A 26,694-nucleotide genomic window follows, 5' to 3' on the forward strand; every position below is an offset into this window, starting at 1 on the left:
TTAATTAATATTTCCTTGGCTGTTAAAATATGTTCTTTTGTAATAGTAATATTTCTATCTTTTACCATTTTTTCTACAATTTCTTTAGCTAAAGCATTCACCAACCAAGGTTGTCCTTGTGTTAAATCATAAGCTATTTCTATTGCTTCTGGTGTGAAAATTTGCCCAGTTGCTTCTGTATGTTGTTGATATAATTCTCCTACTTCTGTAAGATTAAAATTTCGCATAGTCAGAGAAGCAACTTTAATATTAAAAGGACTAGATGTATTTAATCTGTCACTACCTCCCGATGCTACTTTATAATCTCGCACATCTCGTAAACCAATTAAACCTACTGATGACGGAAAATTTTCTGGACGGTTAGGAAAACCATCTCTTAATTGTCGTAAAATAGAAATTAATGTTTGATCTTGTAAAGAATCAATTTCATCTATCAATAATACTAAAGGGCGGTTTAAAGATGTTGCCCAAGCTGATAAAAAAGCCTTAATTCTGCGGTGGTAGGATCATGATTAAATGCACTGCCTACTTCTACAGATACCATGACTGCGGCATAATTTCCAGTGTCGGTAAGTTGTTTTGCTAGGGATAACATGGCGGTGGTTTTCCCTGTTTGTCGTGGTGCATGAAGGACAAAATAACTTTCTTGTTCAATTAAAGTTGATAAGTCAGGTAAACGACTGGTGGTTGAGAGTGTATAGTTTTTTTTAGGATTACAAGGAACTGCAATATTAAACCAGCGATTGATCATGATTTTGGTAATAGGTGAACTCTTTAAGTTTACACTATTTATAATTATAAATTATATTGGTATCAAGCAAGACTTTCACAGGTTATGTTTCTCCTTTAAATATTCCCATTTAGCTTAATCTGGATCAAAATTAGGGGGTGCGGGTTGGGTTTTCTCAAACCAGTTTTGCAAAGCCTTATTTATTTAGAATTTTTGGAGTTAGATTTTACTCCTACTAGTTCTGTCACCTTGGAAAATGAATTGGAAAAGGTTAAAAAAGAAGGTGATGAATCTTATGAATTGGCAGCAAATAGAAAACATCCTGATTTAGTCATTGAGGTGGTTGTTAGTAGTGGAGGAATTAATAAACATTAGGTCATGGACGAATTTTGTCAGTTGATTATCGAGATTTTAACACCTATCGCTGCAAAAATACAGAACCATTCGATAACTTATTTAATGAATTTTTATGATGTAGTGCGATGTCTACAGGGAGGGAAGCGATCGCTAGTTTTGGTTTAAGTGCGATCGCTTAAAATCCATTTTTTTGTGCTTCCTTAACTATGAATATGAAAGTCTTTTAAATTAGCCCCAGCTAAATAGACATCTCCAGAAAAGAAATTATGGAACCTATTTATGGGGGTAGGGAGAAGCATTTGGGATATCTAGATGTCTGATTTTTCCGTTAAATTATCGCCCAAATGCTTCGCCCCTACAACATATTACAAAGTATTTCTGCTAAAAACTTGATCTGGGAGAATGAAACACTCTCAGTTATGTTAGCTGGACATTTGGCTCAATCTTAAGCCCGCGCAGTCGTTGTTGATGCTCAAATCAGTTCATTCCCAACTATTTTACCTGCTTCTCAAACTTTAAACCTGGACATACACTTTATCACCTTTAACTTGCACTTGATAACTTTGTAGAGAAATATCCGGTACTGTTAAACATTTGCCTGTATTTAAATCGTATTCAAATTGATGGGATGCACAGGTGATAATACCATTTTTAACTTTACCTTTATCCAAGGGAAAACCTAAATGAGAACAGGCATTACCATAACAGTGTACCTTATTATCTTGTTTGTATAAAATCAAGTTATGATTTTCAATTCTAACTCCTAATATTTGATTTTCAGGAAGTTCATTAACATTCGTAACTCTTACCCAATAGGAATTTGTGGGAATAGTAGCAATTGTAGAATTAGGAGTATTATTAACAGCTACAATTTTGGTAATTTCTGGACAATGGTTTTTAATAGTTTGTTCTACTAACTGAGTTAAAGTCAAAGTAGAACTGGCACAATTACTACAACTACCAATTAACTTAACTTCAACTGTATCCGGTGGTTTAATAGCAACTAATTCCACATCCCCATTATGGCTTTGTAAACTAGGGCGAATTTCCGCTAATGCTGTTTTTATCCGTTCTGATAATGGCAGTTTTACCAAATTGTGATACAATAAAACCGCATAAACAATATCATCATTTACCGCATTGCTTAAAGCGGCTAAATTATCCTTTTTCAAACTTTTAATCAAGTTCGTTAAAGCTGCTTTATGTAAAGCTTCAACCGCACTTTTTAAAGCAACGGCCACACATCTTTGACTTTCATCCCAGTCAGAAATAATTGCTTCAAATCTTTGAATATCTGCTATTAATTCATTTAAATTATCCATAAAAATATGCGTTTATCTGCGTTTATCTGCGTTTATCTGCGTTCAATCATAAAACAATCCCCCAGATAAATCTGTAGGGATTGATAAGTTTTATAATTGTAACTGCATCATTTCATGCGAAAATCTTTCAGTAGAAAAGGCATCATGACACCTGTAACTAAACTAGTTACAGTAATAGGAATACAAAGGGGAATTGATAGCTGTGCTAATAAAATTAATAATAGTGTACCAATACCACTAGCGATTATTGTTTGACGCAGAAAATATAGTGGATCACGAAATAATTTACCCTTGAGAAATAATCTCAAAGAAAACCAGCCTAATTCTAACATATATCCTCCTATTAGTTACGTATTAGTTACCTATTAGTTGCCTATTAGTTGCCTATTAGTTGCCTAACAAATTTAAAATTAATAACCCTAAAATGAGGGTGGGAATTACGCCAGCAGGGGCAAATAAACTACCAATGGTGGCTGAAAATTTGTAGCCTAAATCTTTACCTGCTAATATCATACCTCCAATTGCACCACCTACCATTGATAAAATTACGGCAATGGCTAACCAAGCTAATGCAGTGGTAAAATTGAGGTTGGTATTTAAACTATAAAGAAAATCTCTAAATTCTGGGTTGTTGATAAAATCAAACATTGTTTTTTCTCCTATTTGTTGACAAGTTAATAGTCATTTTTCAGGATTCATCAGATTCATCAGTTTGTTTGATTTGATATTGAAGCCTGATTAATGAAACCTGATTAATGAAACCTGATTAATGAAACCTGATGAAAATACTTGCTTTTCTCCATTTTTGATGCAAGTAAATATTCTGAATCCTGACTCCTTTACGGGCGTTCGCGAAGCGTGCTGGCAGCATCAGCATTCGGGCAATCAAGTATCAATTTTTGTCCAAGGGTATTTTCCGAATGCTTTGCCCCTACTGACTCCTGATATTTAATTTAAGGAAACTGCTAGTATTTCTGCTTCCAAATCTTGGATTGCTTGGGCTACTATTTCCGCTTTCTCAATTTCTTGATGTGCTGTAAATATTTGCCAAGCTTCTTGATAGTAGAATTTGGCTTGTAGCAGGTTTTTAGGATTCCCTAATTCTGGTTTTTCGGGGTTGTCTGGCAAGTTAAAAAGAACGTTAGCTTTGTTAGAAATTGTGTTAGCATATTCCAAGGGTGTATCTCTAGAATTACGCACTTTTAAAGCTTCATCGTAAGCTGCAACAGCCCGCAAATTATTGTCAATGGGATGGGAACTAATTAAATATTGCAAAGCATTACCTAAATTATTTTGCAACATGGCATATTCCCTGGGATGATCAATTATGTTAATATGCTCAAGTGCTACTTCAAAAGATTGTACTGCTAACCCTTGACGTAAATATTCCCGTTCAGATGCCATGGGCATTGAAAGATAGGCGATCGCAATATTATTATATAAAATCGCATATTCTTGGGGGTATTCTTGCCAAGTAAACACCCGCAAAGCCTCATGATAAGCTTGGATACTATCAGTTATCCGCGCTAAATTATAGGGAACTAAAGACTGTAAAACTAAACCCAAATTCATCTGCGCTTCTGCTACTTCTTCTGGTGTAGCAAACTGCTGTAAAATAGGTAAAGCTTCTTCGTAACTATCCTTAGCTTGTACTAATAATTGGGGATTAGAATCGGGTATTATTTGTAAAGTACCCGCCATTCCCACTTTTGCCCGTGCTTTCAGTAAAGGATAATCTTCACCACACATTTGATAAGCACGATAAAACAATCCTAACCCACTGCGTAAATCTTGGGAATTTTTCGGTTTTTTGAGAAAACCCTGCGCCATTTCTATCAGCATTTGGATTTTTTCCTCTGCTGTTGCTGACTCATCAGAAATGGCCGCCATAGCCGCTTTTACGGCAGAATCTGTAACACTAGAAGTCATAAATTGGCCATAGTAATTGAGTCATCAACTAAGCCGACTTACGCAGTTATTTAGTTTTTACAGATTCCCCTTTTAATAGCTATTAGCTATTAGCTATTAGCTATTAGCTATCAGTTATCAACTATCAGCAGTCAACTTTGTAAAAGTTCTTCTGACTCCTGACTCCTGATTCCTGGAAGGGTTTACCAGTGCTAAACCCCTACTAAATCATGAAAATAAAGTGTTTGTACCTATCCTTTGTTAAGATTCAAGGAAAGGGTAATAACATTAATATTTTTCACTATAAAAGATTCATTTAAGAGAAATCTAGCGTAAAATTACTAATGTTAATTTTTGTAGAGATAAATTGATCACTTGAGAATAGATTTCTGTATCATCAATCAATCAAAATCGAGTAAATCAAAAAATCCTGTCAATTCTGATTCAGACAGAAATCCTATGTTAAAATAACAATAATAATCAATCAGCGAGACTCTACAAAAATCCTCAGTAGTAGAAATTCAAAAATTGATAATGTTGCTAAAATTCCTGCGTATCTCCCCATCAACACTGCGGAATAATCCCGTGAAATAATCCCGTGTATCTCTCCACATCTACAATAGAAAAATCATAGCCAATGACAAATGTACTCTGGCTGCAAGGTGGTGCTTGTTCAGGTAACACCATGTCATTTCTCAATGCCGAAGAACCTACAGCTTGTGATTTAATAGCAGACTTTGGCATTAAAATTCTTTGGCATCCTTCCCTGGGTTTAGAACTCGGTGCAAACTTACAAACCCTGCTTTGGGAATGTGTCTTAGGTAAAACTCCCCTAGATATTTTGGTATTTGAAGGCAGCGTAGTTAACGCCCCCAATGGTACAGGAGAATGGAATCGTTTTGCAGATCGTCCGATGAAAGAATGGTTAAACGAATTAGCCCAAGCTGCTAACTTTGTTGTAGCCATTGGCGACTGTGCCACTTGGGGCGGTATTCCTGCAATGTCACCCAACCCCAGCGAATCTGAGGGTTTACAATTTCTGAAACGGGACAAAGGTGGTTTTTTAGGTAAAGATTTTGTCAGCAAAGCCGGTTTACCTGTAATAAATATACCCGGATGTCCCGCCCATCCTGACTGGATAACCCAGATATTAGTCGCCATAGCTACCGGACGCATCAGCGATATTACCCTAGACGACCTACACCGTCCCCAAACCTTCTTTAACACCTTTACCCAAACTGGTTGTACTCGTAACATTCACTTTGCTTACAAAGCCACAACCGCAGAATTTGGACAACGTAAAGGCTGTCTCTTTTATGACTTAGGGTGTCGTGGTCCCATGACCCGTTCTTCCTGTAACCGCATTCTTTGGAATCGCGTATCATCAAAAACCCGCGCCGGAATGCCTTGTATTGGTTGCACAGAACCAGAATTTCCCTTCCATGATCTCAAACCAGGAACAGTATTTAAAACTCAAACAATTATGGGTGTTCCCAAAGAAATACCGCCCGGAGTCAACCAAAAAGATTACGCAGTTCTCACAGTTGTTGCTAAAGATGCAGCACCAAAATGGGCTGATGAAGACTTTTTCTTGGTTTAGGGATTAGGGACTGGGTAAGAGTTTTTCCCCATCACCAATCACTAATCACCAATCACCAATCACCAATCACCAATCACCAATCACCAATCATCAAAATTATGCCAATTCAAACATTAGATATTGCTCCCGTTGGTAGAGTCGAAGGTGATTTAGATGTCCGTGTAGAAATCGAAGACGGATATGTTACAAATGCCTGGACTCATGCAGAACTTTTTCGCGGTTTTGAAATAATTTTACGCGGAAAAGACCCCCAAGCCGGTTTAATTGTCACCCCTAGAATTTGCGGAATTTGTGGCGGTTCTCATTTAAGTTCAGCTTCTTGGGCATTAGATACCGCTTGGGGAACAGAAGTTCCTAGAAATGCAATTTTGGCGAGAAATTTAGGTCAAATTGTGGAAACAATCCAAAGTATTCCTCGCTATTTTTATGGATTGTTTGCCATTGATTTAACCAATAAAAATTATCGCCGCAGTCATTTTTATGATGAAGCTTGTCGTCGCTTTGCCGCTTTTACAGGTAAATCTTATGAGATTGGGGTAACAATTTCTGCTAAACCTGTAGAAATCTACGCCTTATTAGGTGGACAATGGCCGCACAGCAGTTATATGGAGATAAATTAGGAAATTGCTGATATAGCAAGCATTTTTCAGGATAGGTCTGATTATTCCCTGTTTTTTCCTTAATTTAACCGATAAACCCACCCCATATATACAATAAGTTCATTTATTTTTACCTACTAGAAGTCATTTGGGGTTCTCAGACGTTACCTAATTTTTCCCTAACCTTATTAGGGGCGAAGCATTCGGGTGATAAACTATCGCTGAAACCAGTTCATATTCTGTCCGAATGCTTCACCCTGACGATTAATGAATTGGTGTTCTAGATTAGCGAGCATAACTATGGTAAATTTTTAGTAGGCAAAGAATAATCCAATTTACCCATATTATGAATTTCAAACGATGGCAGGAACTCAAGCAAATCCTCACTGAAGAAAAAGATTTGTCTACAATCTGGTCATATTACATGGATCATTTTGCGGATCATCCCAAATTCATCAACCTGGGTCAACCTGCCCAGAATCAATATATTGATGCAGTTGTCAAAAAAACCTGTCAACAACTATTTGGTCAAAACGTCAAAATTACCAATTCTCTACTCATTCATATTCCCCGACATCAATTTTTCCACGGACCATTCCAAGCAGGCGGACGAATTGGTGGTGTGATTTTTTATCAGGATATCAAAGTCGGTTTAATGGCTATTTCCGCACAGTTTCCCCCAACTAGCGAGGTGAAATATTCCCGGTTTACTGAAGTAATGGATCTATCACCACCAACAGGTAATGATTTAAATTGAAGCTTTCCTGACTGCCCCAACACCAAAATCATCATGTCTCGCCGGGGGAAACGCATCTAAATTATCTTGACAAAATACCATGTTAGTGCGTTATGTTACTGCACAAATAGCGATGGTAACAATATCAATTAATTTATGTCTTGTTCATCTTAAAACCTAATATGGGATAAACCCAAAACGGGTTTTTACACTCAAACAACAACAGCAGACTAAATTGCCATTAAAACTACATCTTAGTATCATCAAATATTCTTAAATAAATAAACCCCAAAACTTCTCCTTCTCTTTGCGCCTCTGCGTGAAATAATAATGAACCCAATACCCCTCACTTCCCAAGCTGCAAAAATCATCTTAGGAAACCCTAACAAACCCGAACAAATAACCATACCCCTCGCACCCACACCCTCAACAATGTTCGGACCCCGTGCAGCTTGTTTACTATCACCAACTGGACCATTATGGGTGTCAGATACAGGACATCATCGGTTATTAGGATGGCGAAATTTACCCACAAAAGATAACCAACCGGCAGATTTAATTATCGGACAAACCGATTTTTTTAGTGAAGGACAAAACGCCAAAAGTACACCAGGAAAAAATACATTTAGTGTGCCTACAGGTATTTGTAAATATGGTAATGGTTTAGCTGTTGCTGATGCTTGGAATCACAGAATTTTAATATGGTATAATCTCCCAGAAGCAAATAATCAACCCGCAGATTTAGTATTAGGACAAAGTAATTTTATTGATAATGAACCTAACAGGGGCAGTCAACAACCAGCAGCTAATACTTTACATTGGCCTTATGGGATTTTATGTGATAAAAATCAATTATTTGTTGCTGATACTGGAAATAGAAGATTATTAATTTGGCATAGTTTACCTACAGAAAATGGACAACCTGCGGATATAGTTTTGGGACAACCAAACATGATTTCTCGTAATGAAAACGGGGGCGGTTCTCCCACTGCTGCTAGTATGCGTTGGTGTCATGATATCACGATTTGGAATGGTAATTTGGTGGTGACAGATGCGGGTAATAATCGGGTGATGATTTGGGAAGGAATACCCACAGAAAATAATAGTTCTTGTGCGGTGGTTTTGGGTCAGAAAAATTTTAATTTTGTGGAATTAAATCAAGGTGTTTATTTTCCTAGTCGTAGTAGTTTAAGTATGCCTTATGGGATAGATATTTGGGAAGATTGGTTAATAGTTGCTGATACTGCTAATTCTCGTTTGTTAGGATGGAAGAAAAGGGAAAGTATTTTTTTGTTACAGGGTGCAGATGCTGATGGAATATTGGGACAGGATAGTTTTACAAGTAAGAGTGAAAATAAGGATTTTGGTTTACCAACTAGGGAAAGTTTAAATTGGTGTTACGGAATTAAGGTTTGTGGGGAAAATATGGTAGTTTCTGACTCTGGGAATAATCGGGTTTTGATTTTTTAATTTTATTAATCTCACGCAAAGACGCAAAGGCGCAAAGATGATAAGAGAAGAAATTAGGGTTAAGGGTACTGTTCAAGGTGTGGGTTTTCGTCCTACTGTTTATCGGTTGGCGAAATTTTGTGGTTTGAAGGGTGATGTTTGTAATGATGGGGAAGGGGTTTTAATTCGGGTTGCTGGTAGTGAGGAGAAAATTACTGAGTTTGTAGATAAATTATATCACGAATGTCCGCCCTTGGCTAAAATTAATAAGTTAATTAGAAGTCCATATTTGGGTAATTTTGATTTTGATGATTTTGTGATTTCTCACAGTGTGAATACTGTGGTGAAAACTGAAATTTCCCCTGATGCAGCAACTTGTTCTCAATGTCAAAAGGAAATTTTTGACCCTTTTAGTCGTTATTTTCGTTATCCTTTTACAAATTGTACTCATTGCGGTCCGAGGTTAACTATTATTCGGGCTATTCCTTATGATAGAAATCATACGAGTATGGTTAAGTTTCCGATGTGTGGAGACTGTAACACAGAATATGAAGATGTGGAAAATAGGCGTTTTCATGCCCAACCTGTGGCGTGTTTTAAGTGTGGTCCAAGTGCTTGGTTAGAACGTGCTGATGGTCAACCTGTCATCGCTGATATGTTCTCGATGTTGGATGATGTGGATGCGGTTTGTACTTTATTACAAAAGGGGGAAATTGTCGCTATTAAGGGTTTAGGGGGTTTTCATTTAGCTTGTGATGCAACTCAAGAAACGGCTGTTAAAAAGTTAAGGGAACGGAAAAGACGTTATCATAAACCTTTTGCTTTGATGGCTAGGGATATCAATATTATATCTGAATATTGTTATATTTCTGATTTAGAAAAAACTTTATTAACCAGTCCTGCTGCACCTATTGTTTTATTAAATATTAAACCTGAAAAACAGGTAGCTATATCAGTTGCACAAGGACAAAATACTTTGGGTTTTATGTTACCTTATACGCCTTTACATCATTTAATTCTCAGAAGAATGAACCGCCCTATAGTTTTGACTAGCGGTAATATTTCTGATGAACCACAATGTATAAATAATGAAGATGCTAAAGAGAAGTTAGGGAAAATAGCAGATTATTTTTTATTACATAACCGGGATATTGTTAACCGGGTTGATGATTCAGTTGTGAGGGTTATTGATGATAAAATACAAACTCTCAGACGTGCGCGGGGATATGCACCAGCACCAATTATTTTACCATTTGGTTTTGAGAAAGTAGCACCTATTTTAGCAATGGGTAGCGAGTTAAAAAATACCTTTTGTTTATTAAGAGAAGGTGAGGCGATTTTATCCCAACATTTAGGAGATTTAGAAAACGCTGCTGCTTTTAATGCTTATCAAGAAACATTGAATTTATATCTGAATTTATTTGAACATAAACCAGAAATAATTGCTATTGATAAACATCCAGAATATTTATCATCTAAACTGGGAAAAGAATTAGCATCAAGTAACGAAATTAAATTAATAGAAATTCAACATCATCACGCCCATATAGCAGCTTGCATGGTAGAAAATAAAATACCATTGGATGCAAAACCAATCTTAGGAATAGCCTTTGATGGGTTAGGATATGGGGAAGATGGGACATTATGGGGAGGGGAATTTTTATTAGCTGACTATCAGAAATTTCAGAGAATAGCCACATTTAAACCTGTCGCCATGATAGGAGGAGAACAGGCAATTTATCAACCTTGGCGAAATACCTACGCCCATTTAAATAGTGCATTTAATTGGGAAGAAATTAAACAACAATATGCTGATTTAGAAATTATCAAATTTATAGAACAAAAACCATTAAAATTACTGAACCAAATGATAGAAAAAGATATTAACACACCCTTAGCATCATCAGTTGGGCGGTTATTTGATGCAGTAGCAGCAGCTATAGGTATTTGTCGCGAAGAATGCAGCTATGAAGGACAGGCAGCCATAGAAATGGAGGCAACAGTTAATGTTAACATATTAAACAATGATAAAGAAACTATAAATTATCCCTTTAAATTTGAAAAATTAGATAAAATTTATTATATAGACCCTGCACCGATGTGGGAAGGGATATTACAAGACCTCAAGCAGCAAATTTCACCATCAGAAATAGCTGCAAAATTTCACATAAGTTTAGCTATTGTCATCACAGAAATAGTTAAACAACTAACCCAAGAACACAAAATTAATCAAGTAGCATTAACAGGAGGAGTATTTCAGAACCGGATACTTTTAGAACAAACAACCAAACACTTACAAAAACTAGGAATAGAAGTTTTTACCCATAGTATAGTACCTGCAAACGACGGCGGTTTATCATTAGGACAAGCTGTTATAGCTGCTGCTAGATGTATGAGGTGACAGGTGACAGGTGACAGGTGACAGTTAAAAAGAGAAAAAGATAGAAATTCAATAATTTGATTTTTATCTCATTCTAAATTAAAACCTCTGCGTTCTCTGCGCCTCTGCGGTTCTTATAAAAAAGGAAAATAAAAAAATGTGTTTAGGAATACCCGGACAAATTGTAGAAATAACCAACCCAGAACATAAACTAGCAATGGTAAATGTCGGCGGAGTCAAACGTCAAATAAACATAGCTTGTATAGTCGATGAACAACACCCACCAGAAAAATGTATAGGCGACTGGGTACTTGTTCACGTTGGTTTTGCCATGAACAGAATAAACGAACAAGAAGCAGCAGAAACATTAAAACTTCTGCAAGAAATATCCCAAGCATACACCTAAAAACTCTTTTCTTCCTTTGCGTCTTTGCGCCTTTGCGTGAGAAATAAAAATATGAAATATGTAGACGAATTTCGTAACCCAGAAAAAGCCCAAGCCTTACAAAAAGAAATAGAAAAACTCAGCCGCCAAATAGACAAACATTTAAAAATCATGGAAGTATGTGGCGGACATACCCATTCTATCTTTAAATACGGCATCGAAGAAATATTACCCAATAATATTGAACTAATTCATGGACCTGGTTGTCCAGTTTGTGTGATGCCTAAAGGTAGAATAGATGATGCGATCGCCCTCTCCCAAAATCCTCACATCATCTTAACAACTTTTGGCGATGCCATGCGCGTACCCGGTTCAAAAACCAGCCTTTTACAAGCAAAAGCCCAAGGCGCAGATATCCGTATGGTTTATTCACCCTGGGATAGCTTAAAAATTGCCAAAGAAAACCCCGAAAAAGAAATAGTTTTCTTCGGTTTAGGGTTTGAAACCACCGCCCCCAGTACCGCTTTTACCGTTCTCCAAGCAGCAGCAGAAAATATTACCAACTTTAGTTTATTTTCTAATCATGTATTAGTAATTCCCGCATTACAAGCATTATTAGAAAATCCAGATTTACAACTTGATGGTTTTGTTGGTCCAGGTCATGTAAGTATGGTCATAGGAACAGAACCCTATGAATTTATTGCCCAAAAATATCATAAACCCATCGTTGTTTCTGGCTTTGAACCATTAGACATTTTTCAATCTATTTGGATGTTATTAAAACAAATAGTAGAAAATCGCTGTGAAGTTGAAAATCAATATAATCGCTTAGTTGAAAAAGCAGGAAATAAAAACGCATTAACAGCCATGAATCAAGTTTTTACAGCCCGTGAAAAATTTGCATGGCGTGGTTTAGGAGAAATACCCAATTCTGGTTTTCAAATAAGGGAAGAATACGCCCAATTTGATGCCGAAGTTAAATTTGCTATTCCTAATTTAACAGTTCCCGATCATAAAGCCTGTAAATGTGGTGACATTCTCAAAGGAGTTTTGAAACCTTGGGAATGTAAAGTATTTGGCACAGCTTGTACACCAGAAAATCCTATTGGTGCTTGTATGGTTTCTTCTGAAGGTGCTTGTGCAGCCTATTATAAATATGGCAGACTGACAACAATGGAGAAAAAAGCCAACCAGCAAAATAAAGTAGTGGCAAATGTCAGTTAAAACCTCACATAAGTTCCTGATTTATTTTAATAAATGTATTCATTTATAGAGAATATAAAAAAGAAGTCGGGGATCTTATAAGTTGTAGATTAAAGGTAAATTATTATGCCATTTGTAACTGTGCAAATTGCCAAAGGACACTCTATAGAAAAGAAGCGGAAACTAGCGCAAGCTGTCACAGATGCTTTAGTTTCGGCTTTGGGGACAAAACCGGAATGGATCACTGTTCACATTGATGAATTTGAACGGGATAACTGGGCGGTTGGTGGTGTTTTACACTCTGATAAACACGCTGGAAGACATGAAGAAACTGGGAGGTAATTTGTAGGGTGCGTTGGCGTTATCGTAACGCACCAATTCATTTTTTTCTAACCGCAAAGTACGCAAAGTACACAAAGGAAGAAAAGAAAAATTTTTAAGTTAAGAAGTTTATAAGATGAAGATGTTTAATATGGAAGTTTACAATAATCAAGAAGTTAAAAATCCGTTATTTCAAAAAATTGAACAGGTGCGCCGTCGTGCTAATAAGGTGAAAGATACTCACATTAATTTATCTCATGGTAGTGGTGGTAAGGCTATGAGAGATTTGATTAATGATGTGTTTGTTAGTAGTTTTGATAATCCGATTTTATCACAGTTGGAAGATCAAGCGAGTTTTGATTTATCTCAACTTTCTCTATTAGGAAATAGGTTAGCTTTTACTACTGATTCCTATGTGGTTGATCCGTTGTTTTTCCCTGGTTCAAATATTGGGGAGTTGGCGGTTAATGGTACTATTAATGATTTAGCTGTGAGTGGTGCGAAACCTTTATATCTTACTTGTAGTATGATTTTAGAGGAGGGTTTGGAGTTAGAAACTTTAAGAAAAGTTGTTTTTAGTATGCAAAATGCCGCCCAAAAAGCAGGGGTACAAATAGTTACGGGAGATACTAAAGTCGTCCATCGTGGTTGTGCTGATAAACTCTTTATAAATACTGCGGGTATTGGTATTATTCCTTCAGGAATTGATATTTCTCCCCGCAATATTCAACCCGGTGATGTGGTAATTATTAACGGCGAAATAGGAAATCATGGTGCTGCCATTTTAATTGCTAGGGGAGAATTAGCATTAGAAACAGATATAGAAAGTGACTGTCAACCATTACATGAATTAGTCGCCGAAATTATTAATGTTTGCCCAGGAATTAAAGCTATGAGAGATGCAACCAGAGGAGGTTTAGCCACAGTATTAAATGAATTTGCCCAAACTGCAAATGTGGGAATTAGTATTAATGAAAAAGCCATTCCTGTACGAGAAGAAGTAAATGGAATGTGTGAAATTTTAGGTTTAGATCCTTTATATTTAGCCAACGAAGGCAAATTAGTTATAATTGCACCCAAAGAAAAAGCCGAGTTAATATTATCAACAATACAAAATCACCCAGCCGGAAAACAAGCAGCAATTATTGGTGAAATTCTCCCCCAACCCCCAGGAATAGTATTATTAAAAACAGCATTTGGTGCAGAAAGAATAGTAGATATGCTAGTAGGTGATCAACTTCCTAGAATATGTTAGTCATTAGTTATTTAGTTATTGGTTAATTTCTTCCCAGTCCCCAGTCCCCAGTCCCCAGTCACCTCAAAATGCACGAACTAGGAATAACTCAAAACATCATCGCTATCGTTAGCGAAAACGCCCAAAATAAAAAAGTCCAAAGAGTTTTATTAGAAATAGGCAAACTATCCGCCATTATGCCCGATGCCATCAAATTTTGCTTTGATATTTGCGCCCAAGGTACAATAGTCGAAGGGGCAATATTAGAAATATTAGAAATACCGGGCATGGCAAGATGTCGCCAATGTGGTAATACATTTTATGTAGATAAACCCTTTGGAATTTGTGACTGTGGTAGTGTAGAATTAGATTTAATAACCGGTCAAGAATTAAACATTAAAGAAATTGAGGTAGAAGAATTATGTGTGTAACCTGCGGCTGTTCTGATGATAACAATACAACTATTACAAACATGGAAAATCAACATTCTCATACTCACACTTTACCCGATGGAACTGTAATTACCCATTCCCATGATCATGAACATCATCATCATGATCATCAACATCATCACCATGAATCACCTGCAAATGTTCACGCTAAAATTCATAATACTACTATCTCTTTAGAGCAGGAAATTTTAGGTAAAAATAATTTATTAGCTGCTCAAAATCGAGGCTGGTTTAAAGGTAGAAATATCCTGGCTTTAAATTTAATGAGTTCTCCTGGTGCTGGTAAAACTACTTTATTAACTCGTACTATTAATGATTTAAAAGAGAAGTTAAACATCAGCGTCATTGAAGGTGATCAGGAAACTACTAATGATGCAGAAAGAATTAAATCTACAGGCTGTAAAGTGGTGCAAATTAACACCGGAACAGGCTGTCATTTAGATGCTTCGATGATAGAAAAGGGTTTACAGGAACTTAACCCCCCATTAAATTCTGTGGTGATGATTGAAAATGTGGGTAATTTAGTTTGTCCGGCTTTATTTGATTTAGGTGAACAGGCTAAGGTTGTAATTTTGTCGGTGACGGAAGGAGAGGATAAACCAATTAAATACCCTCATATTTTCCGCGCTAGTGACATTATGATTATTACAAAAATTGATTTGTTACCCTATTTGCAGTTTGATGTAGAAAAATGTATTGAATATGCAAAACAGGTAAACCCAAAAATACAAATTTTTCAGGTTTCTGCTATTACTGGTGTGGGTTTAGATGAGTGGTATGGGTTTTTGTCATGTCAATCTGCAATTACTGTGTAATTTCTTGTTGTGAAAATCATTATCTTTTAGTTTAGTTTCAATCCTTAATGTTTCAATCCTCAATTACCTTAATTAGTAATTGTCACCTACTTTTTGCTGTTCTGGAGTCAGAAAATAAGGGGGTTTCAATCCTCAATTACCTTAATTAGTAATTGTCACTACTAGTTAACCATTGTGTACTTGTGCATAGTATTTTTGTTTCAATCCTCAATTACCTTAATTAGTAATTGTCACGTTCCGTTAGCAGCAGTATCAGCAGCAGCTAGACTATACAGTTTCAATCCTCAATTACCTTAATTAGTAATTGTCACATCCCGCAATACTTGGGATTTAGTTAATAAAATAAGTTTCAATCCTCAATTACCTTAATTAGTAATTGTCACTATGCCTGTAGCAGTTGCTGGATGCGGTGCAGGTAAGTTTCAATCCTCAATTACCTTAATTAGTAATTGTCACTTGCGAGAATATCATAATTATCGCTAGTAGAAACAAGTTTCAATCCTCAATTACCTTAATTAGTAATTGTCACTAGCCCGTATGGCAGAAAAAGGCTATGAAATTGAGTTTCAATCCTCAATTACCTTAATTAGTAATTGTCACCGTGTACCTGTTCTAAGAATAAAGTTGTGTTTGTCTAGGTTTCAATCCTCAATTACCTTAATTAGTAATTGTCACATTACAAGCAATTGCTAATTGATCAGGGGATAGATGTTTCAATCCTCAATTACCTTAATTAGTAATTGTCACACGGCTCTAGGCATATTTTTTAGTTCCTAATTTATCGTTTCAATCCTCAATTACCTTAATTAGTAATTGTCACTGCCGATCGCGCAAACCCTTAGAAATAGGACATTTCCACAACGATTTGCGCGGATGCCAAAATAATACCCGATCCCAGAGAATAGCACAAGAGCGAAAAACGCCGAAACCCTTACAGCGTAAGGTGCGCGGGTGGTTGAGAACACCCAACGGATAAAAACTAGACAGTGTAAGAGTTTCCAGCTTAGTCATAATCACTCCGACTTAACACCCACCCATCCGCGCATTTTCAAACCAACTTTGTCAAAGTCACACCATCAGGTAACACCTCATCCAAGTCAACCTGATAATCAGCAAAACTGCGGGGTACATCAACATTAGACTTAATTTGCAGTTTATCAAATAACTCATGAACGGGAGCATTACCATATTTACTGGCATGAGTAAAAACATACAAACCACGACAAGCCATAAAACCCCGTGCTGAAGAACGATCAAACTCCCAAGCATTAATCAAAGCTTGCCAAAATAAAGCTAAATCCCGTTCATTCACACAACCAGATTTTTCCGCCAAATGGGGATTATAAAAAACATAAGACCTATATAAACCATAGGGTAAAACCTCTTTTCTGCCCATAGTTTTATTATCTTTTTTTACACCATCTTTTTTTTCTTTTTCTTCTGTTGCAGCACAACGAGTAATACTCACAGATTGGGGAAAAACCGGATCAATACTACGAGAAAAACTAATTTGTACAGGTCCCCAAACCTGGCCAGCTTTTAAACCAGTAGAAAGTACCGCCCCAAACATTCTTAAATCATAATAATTCTGCTGCATCCACTTAGCAACCTTTAATTGATCTTCTGGTGTTCCTTCTTTTTGTGGTAAATCTACAGCAGTATAAGCGCGACTGATTTTTTCATTTAATACGCTTCCTTCTTCCACAAATATTTTATATTTTTCTGGTGTTTGTTCATTCTTACCAACCATGTCTACATAGTTTCTTACCTTGCGTTTTAAACAGGCATCTGTGACTAAACCTTGATTAGTTTGAGGGTCAATTCTTGGTTGATTTCCGGCATCGGGATCACCATTGGGATTACCATCCAAACAATCAAATAATAAAATTGCATCGTGTTTTTTAGTAGGGTCTAAATGTGCAGTCATGATTTTTTTCCTTGTGATTTGTTGATAGTTTGAAGACCTAACCCCTAGCTTCTTCCCTACGAGGGAAGGGGGACAAGAATTAGATAAAAACTGGTTTTTAAAGCCTTTCTCTTAGTAGGAGAGCGGTTTGAAGAGAGGTTAACATTGAAAATTATTTGTTGGGTTTCACTTCGTTCAACCCAACCTACTCAGATTTTTCCTTACTTTTAAAAAACTCGGCTCTTTTTTGCCACCAACCTTGAAAAAACAAAGCCTGAGATTTTAAATCTAGCACTTCTGGCAATATGGAAATATCAAAGTTTTCAAATTCTTCAGCTAGTAACTTTTTGATGTATTTACTATTATCACTTTCTATATGATAATGAGTACAACCATGACAAAGCCGAGCAAAAACTTGAGTCGGTGTAGAAGATAAAGTCTTTAAACTACGCATAACATTAGTATTATCTTCACTCATATTTTGAGCTTTAACTTGTGATTGGTGCATTAAAAATGCAATTCTGCCTAAAGTGTAAGCAGTATCAAATTTTGGATCGCCTGTGGGATATTTCATATTGTTTGTGGCTAAATAAAGTAATAAACCTTGCAGTCTGGGAAAATATCGAGATTGTTTAGATTTAGATGGAAAGTCATGAAACACCTTTTCACTACATATCCTATCAATGATTCTGTAAGCATATTCATCCGGTAATGCTTCACCTAAAAAAGCGGCTTTAATTAATGCTGTTGCTATTCTGTCTGTATGTTCTTTACTAGGATTAAAAAAAGCACTATTACATAACATCCACATAGGACTAGGTGACAAATCATTAACTTGCTGACATTGGATAAATTGCCCAATAGAATCTTTGATTTTGTGGGTAGTAACTTCACTCCAACCACTAACGGAAATTCTCCCTTTATTACCTTTGAGAATGGCTAAATAAAATTTACTAGATTTAATATCCTCCAAATTAAATTTTTTCGGACTATGGGGACTAGCAAAGATAGATTCAAAAGCTGGATTTTCCCATATTTCGGGATTAATACCTTCCCCGTCTTCTTCTCCCCAATAAACAAAAACCTGCTCTCCTAATTTATAACGATTTGTGTCACTATTAAGTAAAAAATCTAATGCCTTATGATATCTCACAGCACTTTCAAAACCTATGGGAGCGTTAATATTTCTATACCATCCGTGAGACTTATAAGCATCTTCTTGAAAACTACTAATAGCAGCACCAGAAGTAGCAGCACCAGGAACACCTTTAACCATCATGGGCATTTTTTGCTTCATAATTAGAGTCTGTTCACCTGTTAATAAACAAACACCATTAACGGTATCTTGTTTACTGGCATAATAGTTAACCCACCATTTTTGAACTATGGGAATTTTGGTGATTTGTTTACCTTCAAATAGAAACACAAATCTATCCCGATACCAATCTGTATTAGCTGCTGTATTAGCTGCTGGTGGATAAATTTCTGTTAACTTGGTTGTGATTTGTTCTACAGTTGTATTTGTGATAAATTCATAAACTGCTTTAACTGCTTCGTGGTTAGTTTCTTGTAAACATCTTTCCAGAAGTTGTAAATACATTTGATGCCGTTTTCCACCTCGATCACCAGCACCAAAAACATATTCTCCCCCATCATCAATTAATAATGGTTCATCACCATTACGCCGCAAATCTGGTACTAATATTTTTCTGCCAAATTTCGGTTTACCTTTGGTTGCTGCTGTTTCTAAAACTTGAAAACTACCTAAAGGTAAATTAATTTGCCAATGACACAGACATTCACTAAATCCTATGGATGTGAGTTGACTATCCTGTTCTAAAGCAATTCCTAATTGATTTAATTCTTGCAACATAAATATTTCCTCATCAGGATACAGATCCCGGACTTCTTTAAGAAGTTTGGGATCTTAAAGATAACTCACTAACCCATCTCGCATTATAAAGTGAGCAAATTCTGTAACTACATTTCCTTTGACAAAACCTTGAGCAGTACGCCAAGAAACTGTACCTTTTTGATCAGGTATAAAGTGCATTTTTTTAGGCATTAAACCTAAATCTATTTCCCCTTTTAACTCTGGTGCTGCTTGATCTTCTTCTGAAGGAACACAAAAATGGGCTATATATTCTCGACAGCCAAAATAGGGTTGTTTAAAACATTGCCCTTTTTCAATTCTCCGCTTTATTTGTGCTGCATATTTATTAGATAAATCTTCCTCTGTTTGTAAATCAAAATTAAAATCCACGATATAGGCCACATCATGCAATATGACATGATTTCTCTGAGCGCGATCGCCCACAGCAGTGTAACTCCCTATACCATCATTTCTCATCCAATCTTTAGCATTTTTATAGTTTTGTTTGGACTGCACCATGTTACGCTGGATGGTAAATGTATTAATTGGCTTTAGTACCGTGATGTGATTAATCTTGTATTTAATCTCTGGTTTCCAGAAAATAGACTCTAATACACCTACAGCCGCAGTAAAGGGAATTACCCTGTAACTGTGCGGTTCAGCTTTAAACTCCGGCCTTGTGAATAATGCCCATTCACCCCATAACTTTAACTGCATAAACTAGACTTAAAATTTTTCATCAATTATAACTACAAATGAAATACTTAGCAAGAATTACTACAAATTGTAAAGAACAACTACTAGCAGCACATTTACAGAATGTTGCGGAAATGTCTGCAAGTGCTGTACCGCAACAATTCCAAGCTGTAGCCAAGTATGCTGGTTTATGGCATGATTTGGGTAAATATCAGCAAAAATGGCAGGAATACTTACAAAATAACGGTAAGCAGGTTGTACATTCTCCCCACGGTGCTGTTTTAGCTTTACAAATGTCTAAAAAAGAACCGCCCGCAATAGCTTATATCATCGCTGGCCATCATTCTGGTTTATCAGAAAGGTTGAGATTAAGAGGTAGTGAGTATAAACAGTTAGCAGCAGGTTTAGAGGAATGTTTAGCAATAGCTAGACAGGAAATAGCTGATTTTATACCGCAAGAATTACCAGATATTAATTTACCTAAATTGCGGCGAGAATTTGCCGTTAGAATGTTATTTTCTGTCTTAGTTGATAATGACAGATTAGACGCTCGCAAATTTGAAAATATTGAAAATAAAGGTGAAAGCTCCATATATGTACAAGATTTGGAGCTTTCTGCATATAACAAAATGAGTTTCAATCTTCATTCCTTGTTTCCACAATCAGGAAATGCAATTAGTGAAGCTAGAAATGTCTTTGCCCAACATTGTATCAACAAAAGTGAATTACCCAAAGGAATTTTTAGATTAACTGGACCCTGTGGAATTGGTAAAACCATTGCTAGTGCGAGATTTGCTTATTTGCACAATCAAAAACATCAAATGTCAGGAATAGTTTATGTCGGACCATTAAAAAGTATTATTGAACAAACTGCTGCTGTTTATCGGCAATTATTTGGAGAAAATGCAGTATTAGAACATCATTCAGGATATGAACCAAAATTAGCAGAAGTTAAAGATTATAAATTGAATACTGATAGATGGGATAAACCCGTAATTGTCACCAGTGGAGTGCAATTTTATGAAAGTTTATTTGCTAATCATCCTACTAAATGCCGAAAATTACAAGGTTTAATTAATAAAGTTATCCTATTAGATGAATCTCAATCTATACCTAGTGATTTAGTCCGGCCAATATTAGATGTTTTGAATACATTAGTCACAGATTGGGGATGTACAATAGTTTTAATGAGTGCTACCCAACCAGCATTTCACAACCTTGATGAAGATGATTTAACAGATGTTGTTGATATTATTCCTGAAACTGAAACCAGCAGAATATTTCAACAACTTAACCGTGTTAATTATCAATATATTGCTGATATTTGGGAATGGAAAAATTTAGTTGATAGCATTAAATCATCTAAATTAAATCAAGGCTTAATTATTGTTAATACCAAAAAATTAGCCAGGGAAGGATATGAAATATTATCTGCCAAATTTCCCGATCATTGTTTTCATCTTAGTTCTATGATGTGTCCTGATCATCGTTCTCAAGTTTTGGACAAAGTGCGAAAATTATTAAAAGCTGAACAACCTTGTTTTTTAATTAGTACCCAAGTAGTTGAAGCTGGTGTTGATGTGGATTTTCCCATAGTATACCGTCAACTTGCACCTTTAGATTCTATCATTCAAGCAGCAGGAAGATGTAACAGAGAAGGAAAGCAAGATCAAGGTAATGTAATCATTTTTAATATGTCATCTTCCAACCCACCGGGATATAAAGACGGAATAAGTATTACTAAAAAAATATTAGAAAAATATGATATAAATGATGATATTTTATCTTTGATAAAGATTTACTTTAGTGATTTATTGAATCAGAATCATGATGGAGGTGTGGATATTCAAAAATTAAGAGAAAAGTATGATTTCCCGGAAGTTGCTAAAGCGGTGAAAGTAATTGATAATGAACATCAAATAGCGGTAGTAGTTAAATGGGGAGACAGTGAAGAATTAATTGTAGAAATGGAAAATAAAGAATATATTACAGAAACAGATTGGCGTAGATTACAAAAATTTACTGTGAATATTCCTAAGAATGATCAATATACAAATTATACTCAAGTTGGTAAAATAGATGTTTGGATGGGAGATTACCAAGAAACGGGAATTAGGGTTGGTTGAAAAAGTCTTTTTGTGGGGATAAGGAATAGGGAATAGGTAAAAAATTTGCTCCCATCTTCCCAGTCCCCAATCCCCTCTACTGATGAATCTGCGTTGCTTTGAGCATATGATAGGTAATAGACCTGTCCGAAAATTAATATGCGTAACCTGAAACCCATTCCTAGTGACAATTCATGAATTGTCCCTACATCTTTTTCGGAGATGTCTAATAATCAACTGTGTCAACGCTAGGGGGTAACTTTGCCATGTTTCCCCAGTTGTACCAGCGATTTTACCAAGTTCAGGATTGATTTCGCGATCGCAAATATTCTTTAAATAAGGAAATATTAGTCCTAATAATTATTTTTGGTTTTGTTTCTCTCCAGAAGCACGAATTAATTCTGCAATAATTGCCACAGTAGCGGTAATACAAATTAACATGATGCTAAGGGCATTAATATCTGGTTTGACTCCAGTTCTGATGCGGCTAAATATTTCCATTGGTAGGGTATTAGAACCGCTACCTGCTGTAAAACTGGAGATGAGAAAGTCATCTAAACTGAGGACGAAAGCTAGTAAGCAACCAGATATAATACCAGGCATTAATTGGGGTAAGACAACTTTTATAAAAGCTTGAATAGGGGTTGCACCTAAGTCTAGTGCAGCTTCTTCTAGGTGGGGATCGAGGTTATTAAGTCGGGATGATACTACTAAACCGATGTAGGCTAGGCAAAAAACTATATGTGCAGCTACAATTGTCCAGATGCTTAAAGGTATGGCAAAAGCAGCTAAACAAACAAGGGTAGAAACTGCGATCGCAATATCAGGAATTAATAATGGTAAATACGATATACCACGATACAATGTTTTCCCAGGAAAATTATAACGTGCCAACCCTACAGCCATCATAGTTCCCAAGACTGCGGAAACAGCAACTGCACTACAGGCTACTAGTAAACTGTTTTTTACAGCTGATAAAATGCGAGCATCTGTGAACAGTTTTTGATACCATTCTAGAGTGAATCCTTGCCAACTTGCGCTGTAAGGTGACTGGTTAAAGCTATAAAAGCCTAGTACCAGGATAGGCAGGTACATAAACACAAATACCAATATGGAAAAAACTACCTGCCATGTCATAGACTTTTTTTTACTTGGGTGAGGGATATTCATGTTGATATTTAGTGCTTAATTATTGTATGAGATTATATCATCGTCAGGAGTCAGGAGTCGTAGGGGCGAAGCATTCGGAAAATAACCTGTGATAAAAATTGATAATTGATAATTGATAATTGATAATTGATAATTGATAATTCATCATTTATAATGAAAAACATCCTGACTCCTGGAAATTCTGATTCCTTAAAATTACTAATTTACCTCTAAAGTAGAGGAAAATATCCCTACCTAAGATAGACAAAAGATATCAAATATCCAGCATAAAATTGTGAAGCGAGTAACAGTATTAGGTTAATATTTACCAGTTTTTTTGTCAGTGATTTTCAAGTAAATTCTTAATTGTTAGGGGGTTAATAATGAGAATTGCCCAGGTTGCTCCACTGTGGGAGAGAGTACCACCTCCAGCTTATGGTGGAATAGAATTAGTCGTGGGTTTGTTAACAGATGAATTAGTCAAAAGAGGACATGAAGTAACATTATTTGCATCAGGAGATTCTCTGACTCTGGCTAAGTTAGTATCAGTTCATCCGCGGGCTTTAAGATTGGATAATACCGTCAAAGATTACAGTATTTATGAGTTGCTAAATCTAGCTTCAGTTTATGAGCAATCCGCAGAATTTGATATTATTCATTCTCATGCAGGACACACACCTTTAGCATACACAAAGTTGGTAGAAACTCCCACAGTTCATACTTTGCATGGTATTTTTACACCTGACAACGAAAAAATCTTTAAATATGCCAAAAAACAGCCTTATGTGAGTATTTCTGATGCCCAAAGAGAACCCAGGTTAGGGTTAAATTATATATCAACAGTGTACAATGGAATTGATGTGAGTAGTTATGAGTTTTATCCTCAACCTGTAGATCCACCATATTTAGCATTCGTTGGCAGAATATCGCCAGAAAAAGGCACACATTTAGCAATTCAAATTGCCAAAAAAACTGGTTGGCAGTTGAAAATAGCCGGTAAGATAGATAGAGTGGATATAGAATATTTTGAGCAGGAAATTAAACCCCAGATTGATGGTAAGCAAATTCAATATTTAGGTGAAGCTAACCACGCAGAAAAAAATACTATCATGGGTTCTGCTTATGCCACTTTATTTCCTATTACTTGGAGAGAACCATTTGGTTTGGTAATGGTAGAATCAATGGCATCGGGTACACCAGTAATTGCGATGCGAATGGGTTCAACTCCCGAAGTAATTGCTGATAGGGAAACGGGTTTTTTGTGCAATAATATTCAGGAGTGTATTGAGGCTATTGAGCAAATAGAAAGATTAAACCGTTATGCTTGTAGGCGATATGTAGAAAACCATTTTAGTGTCAAACAAATGACTGATGGTTATGAAGCGGTTTATAAACAAATTCTCAAAGAGAAATTTGCTCAAGAAAATGGACATTTTCGGACTACTTTAGTTCATTAAGTTCATTGTCATTGTTGGGTGAGAGTTTCCACAAAAGCCATTACTAACAGTACAATTGCGGTTGGGGCTAGGGCTAAGGCTATTTCTCCTTTCAAGTTTAATCTGCGCCTGAGTGTGTGATTTTTCCTTTGTAATGGTTTTAAGCTAGAACGTTTTTGGCTCATGAGGCTTCAACTACAGCTAGTTATATCCACTTTAAGAATTAAGAGCGATTGCGCGGAGCGCAGCGCCGGAGGCGATCGCATCTTCCCACGAATAATAGATAATCTTGAAGTTGCAGGAGATCAAGGAGTCAGGAGTCAGGAGTAAAATTGGCTTGATAGCTGTAATAACTATTTAGCCTCTTAGCCTCAAATAAATTATGACATCGACAATTTCTATCAACGACAGTCAAAAGTTACAACTTTCACCTTTAGAAGTTCCCAACCGTTTATTACTAGGTCCTGGTCCATCTAACGCCCATCCTGCGGTATTGCAAGCTATGAATACCACACCTTTAGGGCATTTAGATCCGGCATTTTTAGCCTTAATGGATGAGATTCAATCTTTGCTACGCTACGTTTGGCAAACGGAAAACCCCCACACTATCGCCGTGAGTGGTACGGGTACAGCAGCGATGGAAGCAACCCTAGCTAACACTGTAGAACCGGGAGATGTGGTTTTAATTGGTGTTGCTGGTTACTTCGGTAATCGTTTGGTAGATATGGCGGGAAGATATGGCGCAGATGTACGCACTATTACGAAACCTTGGGGACAGGTATTTTCTGTAGATGAAATTAAAACAGCGTTAGAAACTCACAAACCGGCAATTTTAGCATTAGTTCATGCAGAAACCTCCACCGGCGCACGTCAACCTTTAGAAGATGTGGCGGAGTTGTGTCACAAATATGGAACTTTGTTATTAGTGGATACTGTCACCAGCTTGGGTGGTGTTCCTATTTTCTTAGATGAGTGGGGTGTGGACTTAGCTTATAGTTGCAGTCAAAAAGGTTTAGGTTGTTCTCCTGGTGCATCTCCTTTTACTATGAGTCCCCGTGCAATGGAAAAGTTGCAGAAACGGGAGACTAAGGTGGCCAACTGGTATTTAGATATGTTGTTGTTAGGAAAATATTGGGGTAATGAACGCATATATCATCATACAGCACCGATTAATTTATATTATGGTTTGCGGGAAGCTTTGCGTTTAGTAGCGGAAGAAAGTTTAACAAATTGTTGGCAACGGCATCAAAAAAATGTTGAATATTTGTGGGAAAGTTTGGAAAGTATCGGTTTAAAAATGCACGTTGCTAAGGAATATCGTTTACCAACTTTAACTACTGTTTGTATTCCTGATGGAGTGGATGGAAAAGCCGTAGCAAAGCAGTTATTACTTGAGCATAATATTGAAGTTGGTGGTGGTTTGGGAGAGTTAGCGGGTAAAGTTTGGCGTGTGGGTTTGATGGGTTTTAATAGTCGTCCTGAAAATGTGGATCGGTTGGTTGAGGCTTTGGAGCAGGTTTTGGGTAAGTAGGGTTTGCTGAATAAACCTAAAACCTTGATATATCAAAGGTTAGAGGCTGATAAACACAGAAATTAGTGCAAGGGTTTTGAAGGGTATACCGGAAAAAGTGTGCATTTTTGGGGATTTCAAGAGATGGCAAAGAAATTTTCAAATCTCCTCCTGACTCCTGACTCCTGACTCCTGACTCCTATGCCCTCACGGAAAGACTTTCTCAGCAACCCCTAAGTAGGGTGTTTAAGGTGGGCATTTTGCCCGCCAAGATCATGATTTTTTCACATTAAGATCCAAGGAAGGATGCAAAGAGGAAAAACTTTTTGATCCCAGAATCCCTACCCTGATAGAGTAGGGAGGATATCAAATAAGTCAAATAATTGAGCAGATGCGATCGACTGGAGTCATATCACATCTGATTTAATAGACCTGTCCGAAAATTAAAAAGGCAGTCTGTGTATGGCTTTGAGGATGTTCTCATTTCAGCCAGACTTGACGTAATCATCAGGGCTAGAGATAGTTACT

23 protein-coding genes, 3 pseudogenes and 1 CRISPR repeat array are annotated in these 26,694 nt (G+C 36.6%); of the genes and pseudogenes, 16 read left to right on the forward strand and 10 right to left on the reverse strand.

Annotated features, from left to right (window positions below; translation table 11 throughout):
• A pseudogene (locus H6F47_RS18950) lies at positions 1-748 on the reverse strand (AAA family ATPase); the annotation flags it as partial.
• A gap of 168 nt (positions 749-916) precedes the next feature.
• On the opposite strand from H6F47_RS18950, the gene H6F47_RS18955 reads away from it, so the two are divergent.
• The gene (locus H6F47_RS18955) at positions 917-1,105 is read left to right on the forward strand and encodes a hypothetical protein (protein WP_236103982.1); all 189 of its coding nucleotides are present in this window, start codon (positions 917-919) and stop codon (positions 1,103-1,105) included.
• Positions 1,106-1,602: 497 nt separating this feature from the next.
• Here the strand turns inward: H6F47_RS18955 and H6F47_RS18960 are convergent, their stop codons facing one another.
• The 4 genes from H6F47_RS18960 to H6F47_RS18980 form a co-directional block, all read right to left on the reverse strand.
• On the reverse strand, positions 1,603-2,409 hold the full coding sequence (locus H6F47_RS18960; RefSeq protein ID WP_096570887.1) for a NifU family protein: 807 nt from the start codon (positions 2,407-2,409) through the stop codon (positions 1,603-1,605).
• Between the two features lie 107 nt (positions 2,410-2,516).
• Positions 2,517-2,741 (reverse strand): hypothetical protein, encoded by a 225-nt coding sequence (locus H6F47_RS18965; protein ID WP_096570885.1) that lies wholly within the window; start codon positions 2,739-2,741, stop codon positions 2,517-2,519.
• Between the two features lie 55 nt (positions 2,742-2,796).
• The gene (locus H6F47_RS18970) at positions 2,797-3,057 is read right to left on the reverse strand and encodes a hypothetical protein (protein ID WP_096570883.1); all 261 of its coding nucleotides are present in this window, start codon (positions 3,055-3,057) and stop codon (positions 2,797-2,799) included.
• A 300-nt stretch (positions 3,058-3,357) separates the two neighbouring features.
• Positions 3,358-4,338: a hypothetical protein gene (locus tag H6F47_RS18980; protein ID WP_190650486.1), complete on the reverse strand. Its 981-nt coding sequence runs from the start codon at positions 4,336-4,338 to the stop codon at positions 3,358-3,360.
• Positions 4,339-4,954: 616 nt separating this feature from the next.
• Here H6F47_RS18980 and H6F47_RS18985 point away from each other — a divergent pair.
• The 11 genes and pseudogenes from H6F47_RS18985 (at position 4,955) to hypB (ending at position 15,491) form a co-directional block, all read left to right on the forward strand.
• Positions 4,955-5,917, forward strand: coding sequence for a hydrogenase small subunit (locus H6F47_RS18985; protein WP_096570878.1), 963 nt, complete (start codon positions 4,955-4,957; stop codon positions 5,915-5,917).
• A 98-nt stretch (positions 5,918-6,015) separates the two neighbouring features.
• Positions 6,016-6,525 (forward strand): annotated as a pseudogene (locus tag H6F47_RS18990) (nickel-dependent hydrogenase large subunit); the annotation flags it as partial.
• Positions 6,526-6,862: 337 nt separating this feature from the next.
• Positions 6,863-7,273: a hypothetical protein gene (locus H6F47_RS18995; RefSeq protein ID WP_190650488.1), complete on the forward strand. Its 411-nt coding sequence runs from the start codon at positions 6,863-6,865 to the stop codon at positions 7,271-7,273.
• Between the two features lie 309 nt (positions 7,274-7,582).
• Positions 7,583-8,722 carry a hypothetical protein gene (locus H6F47_RS19000; RefSeq protein ID WP_190650490.1) on the forward strand — a complete coding sequence of 380 codons (1,140 nt, stop codon included), beginning with the start codon at positions 7,583-7,585 and terminating at the stop codon, positions 8,720-8,722.
• A gap of 37 nt (positions 8,723-8,759) precedes the next feature.
• Complete coding sequence (hypF, locus tag H6F47_RS19005) at positions 8,760-11,102, forward strand: carbamoyltransferase HypF (protein ID WP_190650492.1); 2,343 nt, start codon at positions 8,760-8,762, stop codon at positions 11,100-11,102.
• A 136-nt stretch (positions 11,103-11,238) separates the two neighbouring features.
• Positions 11,239-11,487, forward strand: a complete 249-nt coding sequence (locus H6F47_RS19010; RefSeq protein WP_096570872.1) for a HypC/HybG/HupF family hydrogenase formation chaperone — start codon at positions 11,239-11,241, stop codon at positions 11,485-11,487.
• Positions 11,488-11,538: 51 nt separating this feature from the next.
• On the forward strand, positions 11,539-12,690 hold the full coding sequence (gene hypD / locus H6F47_RS19015; RefSeq protein ID WP_190650494.1) for a hydrogenase formation protein HypD: 1,152 nt from the start codon (positions 11,539-11,541) through the stop codon (positions 12,688-12,690).
• Positions 12,691-12,795: 105 nt separating this feature from the next.
• On the forward strand, positions 12,796-13,011 hold the full coding sequence (locus tag H6F47_RS19020; protein ID WP_096570868.1) for a 4-oxalocrotonate tautomerase family protein: 216 nt from the start codon (positions 12,796-12,798) through the stop codon (positions 13,009-13,011).
• A 130-nt stretch (positions 13,012-13,141) separates the two neighbouring features.
• On the forward strand, positions 13,142-14,245 hold the full coding sequence (gene hypE / locus H6F47_RS19025) for a hydrogenase expression/formation protein HypE (protein WP_190650514.1): 1,104 nt from the start codon (positions 13,142-13,144) through the stop codon (positions 14,243-14,245).
• A 68-nt stretch (positions 14,246-14,313) separates the two neighbouring features.
• A complete protein-coding gene (gene hypA / locus H6F47_RS19030) occupies positions 14,314-14,655 on the forward strand; it encodes a hydrogenase maturation nickel metallochaperone HypA (RefSeq protein WP_187038658.1) in 342 nt (113 codons plus the stop codon).
• The gene (hypB, locus tag H6F47_RS19035; RefSeq protein ID WP_190650497.1) at positions 14,646-15,491 is read left to right on the forward strand and encodes a hydrogenase nickel incorporation protein HypB; all 846 of its coding nucleotides are present in this window, start codon (positions 14,646-14,648) and stop codon (positions 15,489-15,491) included. The genes hypA and hypB overlap by 10 nt, the downstream gene beginning before the upstream one ends.
• 49 nt (positions 15,492-15,540) lie before the next feature.
• A CRISPR array of direct repeats spans positions 15,541-16,311; the repeat unit is 37 nt; unit sequence GTTTCAATCCTCAATTACCTTAATTAGTAATTGTCAC.
• 228 nt (positions 16,312-16,539) lie between these two features.
• Here hypB and cas7c read toward each other — a convergent pair.
• The 3 genes from cas7c to cas5c form a co-directional block, all read right to left on the reverse strand.
• Positions 16,540-17,418 carry a type I-C CRISPR-associated protein Cas7/Csd2 gene (gene cas7c, locus H6F47_RS19040; RefSeq protein ID WP_190346911.1) on the reverse strand — a complete coding sequence of 293 codons (879 nt, stop codon included), beginning with the start codon at positions 17,416-17,418 and terminating at the stop codon, positions 16,540-16,542.
• Positions 17,419-17,602: 184 nt separating this feature from the next.
• A complete protein-coding gene (locus tag H6F47_RS19045) occupies positions 17,603-19,270 on the reverse strand; it encodes a type I-C CRISPR-associated protein Cas8c/Csd1 (RefSeq protein WP_190650499.1) in 1,668 nt (555 codons plus the stop codon).
• A 54-nt stretch (positions 19,271-19,324) separates the two neighbouring features.
• Complete coding sequence (gene cas5c, locus H6F47_RS19050) at positions 19,325-19,987, reverse strand: type I-C CRISPR-associated protein Cas5c (RefSeq protein ID WP_190650501.1); 663 nt, start codon at positions 19,985-19,987, stop codon at positions 19,325-19,327.
• A 38-nt stretch (positions 19,988-20,025) separates the two neighbouring features.
• On the opposite strand from cas5c, the gene cas3 reads away from it, so the two are divergent.
• Positions 20,026-22,092, forward strand: coding sequence for a CRISPR-associated helicase Cas3' (gene cas3, locus H6F47_RS19055; RefSeq protein WP_190650503.1), 2,067 nt, complete (start codon positions 20,026-20,028; stop codon positions 22,090-22,092).
• 171 nt (positions 22,093-22,263) lie between these two features.
• Here cas3 and H6F47_RS19060 read toward each other — a convergent pair.
• Positions 22,264-23,241, reverse strand: a pseudogene (locus H6F47_RS19060) (ABC transporter permease subunit).
• A 362-nt stretch (positions 23,242-23,603) separates the two neighbouring features.
• Between H6F47_RS19060 and H6F47_RS19065 the strand changes: the two are divergent.
• Positions 23,604-24,677, forward strand: a complete 1,074-nt coding sequence (locus H6F47_RS19065) for a glycosyltransferase family 4 protein (protein ID WP_190650505.1) — start codon at positions 23,604-23,606, stop codon at positions 24,675-24,677.
• 8 nt (positions 24,678-24,685) lie between these two features.
• On the opposite strand, the gene H6F47_RS19070 is transcribed toward H6F47_RS19065, so the two are convergent.
• Entirely contained in the window at positions 24,686-24,841 is a 156-nt protein-coding gene (locus tag H6F47_RS19070; protein ID WP_190650507.1) for a hypothetical protein, read from the reverse strand.
• On the opposite strand from H6F47_RS19070, the gene H6F47_RS19075 reads away from it, so the two are divergent.
• Entirely contained in the window at positions 24,840-24,986 is a 147-nt protein-coding gene (locus H6F47_RS19075) for a hypothetical protein (RefSeq protein WP_190650509.1), read from the forward strand. The two genes, H6F47_RS19070 and H6F47_RS19075, sit on opposite strands and share 2 nt — an antisense overlap.
• 52 nt (positions 24,987-25,038) lie before the next feature.
• Positions 25,039-26,187, forward strand: a complete 1,149-nt coding sequence (locus H6F47_RS19080) for an alanine--glyoxylate aminotransferase family protein (RefSeq protein ID WP_190650511.1) — start codon at positions 25,039-25,041, stop codon at positions 26,185-26,187.
• Positions 26,188-26,694 lie beyond the last annotated feature (507 nt).

Source organism: Sphaerospermopsis sp. FACHB-1094, from assembly GCF_014696195.1.
Taxonomy (GTDB): domain Bacteria; phylum Cyanobacteriota; class Cyanobacteriia; order Cyanobacteriales; family Nostocaceae; genus Sphaerospermopsis; species Sphaerospermopsis kisseleviana.

What these genes read in the sequence shown, in the direction of transcription:
- H6F47_RS19020 (WP_096570868.1), top strand. Translation starts at nt 12,796, where the DNA reads ATGCCATTTGTAACTGTGCAAATTGCCAAAGGACACTCTATAGAAAAG.
- cas3 (WP_190650503.1), top strand. Translation starts at nt 20,026, where the DNA reads ATGAAATACTTAGCAAGAATTACTACAAATTGTAAAGAACAACTACTA.
- H6F47_RS18980 (WP_190650486.1), bottom strand. Translation starts at nt 4,338, where the DNA reads ATGACTTCTAGTGTTACAGATTCTGCCGTAAAAGCGGCTATGGCGGCC.
- hypD (WP_190650494.1), top strand. Translation starts at nt 11,539, where the DNA reads ATGAAATATGTAGACGAATTTCGTAACCCAGAAAAAGCCCAAGCCTTA.
- hypB (WP_190650497.1), top strand. Translation starts at nt 14,646, where the DNA reads ATGTGTGTAACCTGCGGCTGTTCTGATGATAACAATACAACTATTACA.
- H6F47_RS18995 (WP_190650488.1), top strand. Translation starts at nt 6,863, where the DNA reads ATGAATTTCAAACGATGGCAGGAACTCAAGCAAATCCTCACTGAAGAA.
- hypF (WP_190650492.1), top strand. Translation starts at nt 8,760, where the DNA reads ATGATAAGAGAAGAAATTAGGGTTAAGGGTACTGTTCAAGGTGTGGGT.
- H6F47_RS19010 (WP_096570872.1), top strand. Translation starts at nt 11,239, where the DNA reads ATGTGTTTAGGAATACCCGGACAAATTGTAGAAATAACCAACCCAGAA.
- hypA (WP_187038658.1), top strand. Translation starts at nt 14,314, where the DNA reads ATGCACGAACTAGGAATAACTCAAAACATCATCGCTATCGTTAGCGAA.
- H6F47_RS19075 (WP_190650509.1), top strand. Translation starts at nt 24,840, where the DNA reads ATGAGGCTTCAACTACAGCTAGTTATATCCACTTTAAGAATTAAGAGC.
- H6F47_RS19080 (WP_190650511.1), top strand. Translation starts at nt 25,039, where the DNA reads ATGACATCGACAATTTCTATCAACGACAGTCAAAAGTTACAACTTTCA.
- cas7c (WP_190346911.1), bottom strand. Translation starts at nt 17,418, where the DNA reads ATGACTGCACATTTAGACCCTACTAAAAAACACGATGCAATTTTATTA.
- H6F47_RS18970 (WP_096570883.1), bottom strand. Translation starts at nt 3,057, where the DNA reads ATGTTTGATTTTATCAACAACCCAGAATTTAGAGATTTTCTTTATAGT.
- cas5c (WP_190650501.1), bottom strand. Translation starts at nt 19,987, where the DNA reads ATGCAGTTAAAGTTATGGGGTGAATGGGCATTATTCACAAGGCCGGAG.
- H6F47_RS19045 (WP_190650499.1), bottom strand. Translation starts at nt 19,270, where the DNA reads ATGTTGCAAGAATTAAATCAATTAGGAATTGCTTTAGAACAGGATAGT.
- H6F47_RS19000 (WP_190650490.1), top strand. Translation starts at nt 7,583, where the DNA reads ATGAACCCAATACCCCTCACTTCCCAAGCTGCAAAAATCATCTTAGGA.
- H6F47_RS18985 (WP_096570878.1), top strand. Translation starts at nt 4,955, where the DNA reads ATGACAAATGTACTCTGGCTGCAAGGTGGTGCTTGTTCAGGTAACACC.
- H6F47_RS18965 (WP_096570885.1), bottom strand. Translation starts at nt 2,741, where the DNA reads ATGTTAGAATTAGGCTGGTTTTCTTTGAGATTATTTCTCAAGGGTAAA.
- hypE (WP_190650514.1), top strand. Translation starts at nt 13,142, where the DNA reads ATGGAAGTTTACAATAATCAAGAAGTTAAAAATCCGTTATTTCAAAAA.
- H6F47_RS19065 (WP_190650505.1), top strand. Translation starts at nt 23,604, where the DNA reads ATGAGAATTGCCCAGGTTGCTCCACTGTGGGAGAGAGTACCACCTCCA.
- H6F47_RS18960 (WP_096570887.1), bottom strand. Translation starts at nt 2,409, where the DNA reads ATGGATAATTTAAATGAATTAATAGCAGATATTCAAAGATTTGAAGCA.
- H6F47_RS19070 (WP_190650507.1), bottom strand. Translation starts at nt 24,841, where the DNA reads ATGAGCCAAAAACGTTCTAGCTTAAAACCATTACAAAGGAAAAATCAC.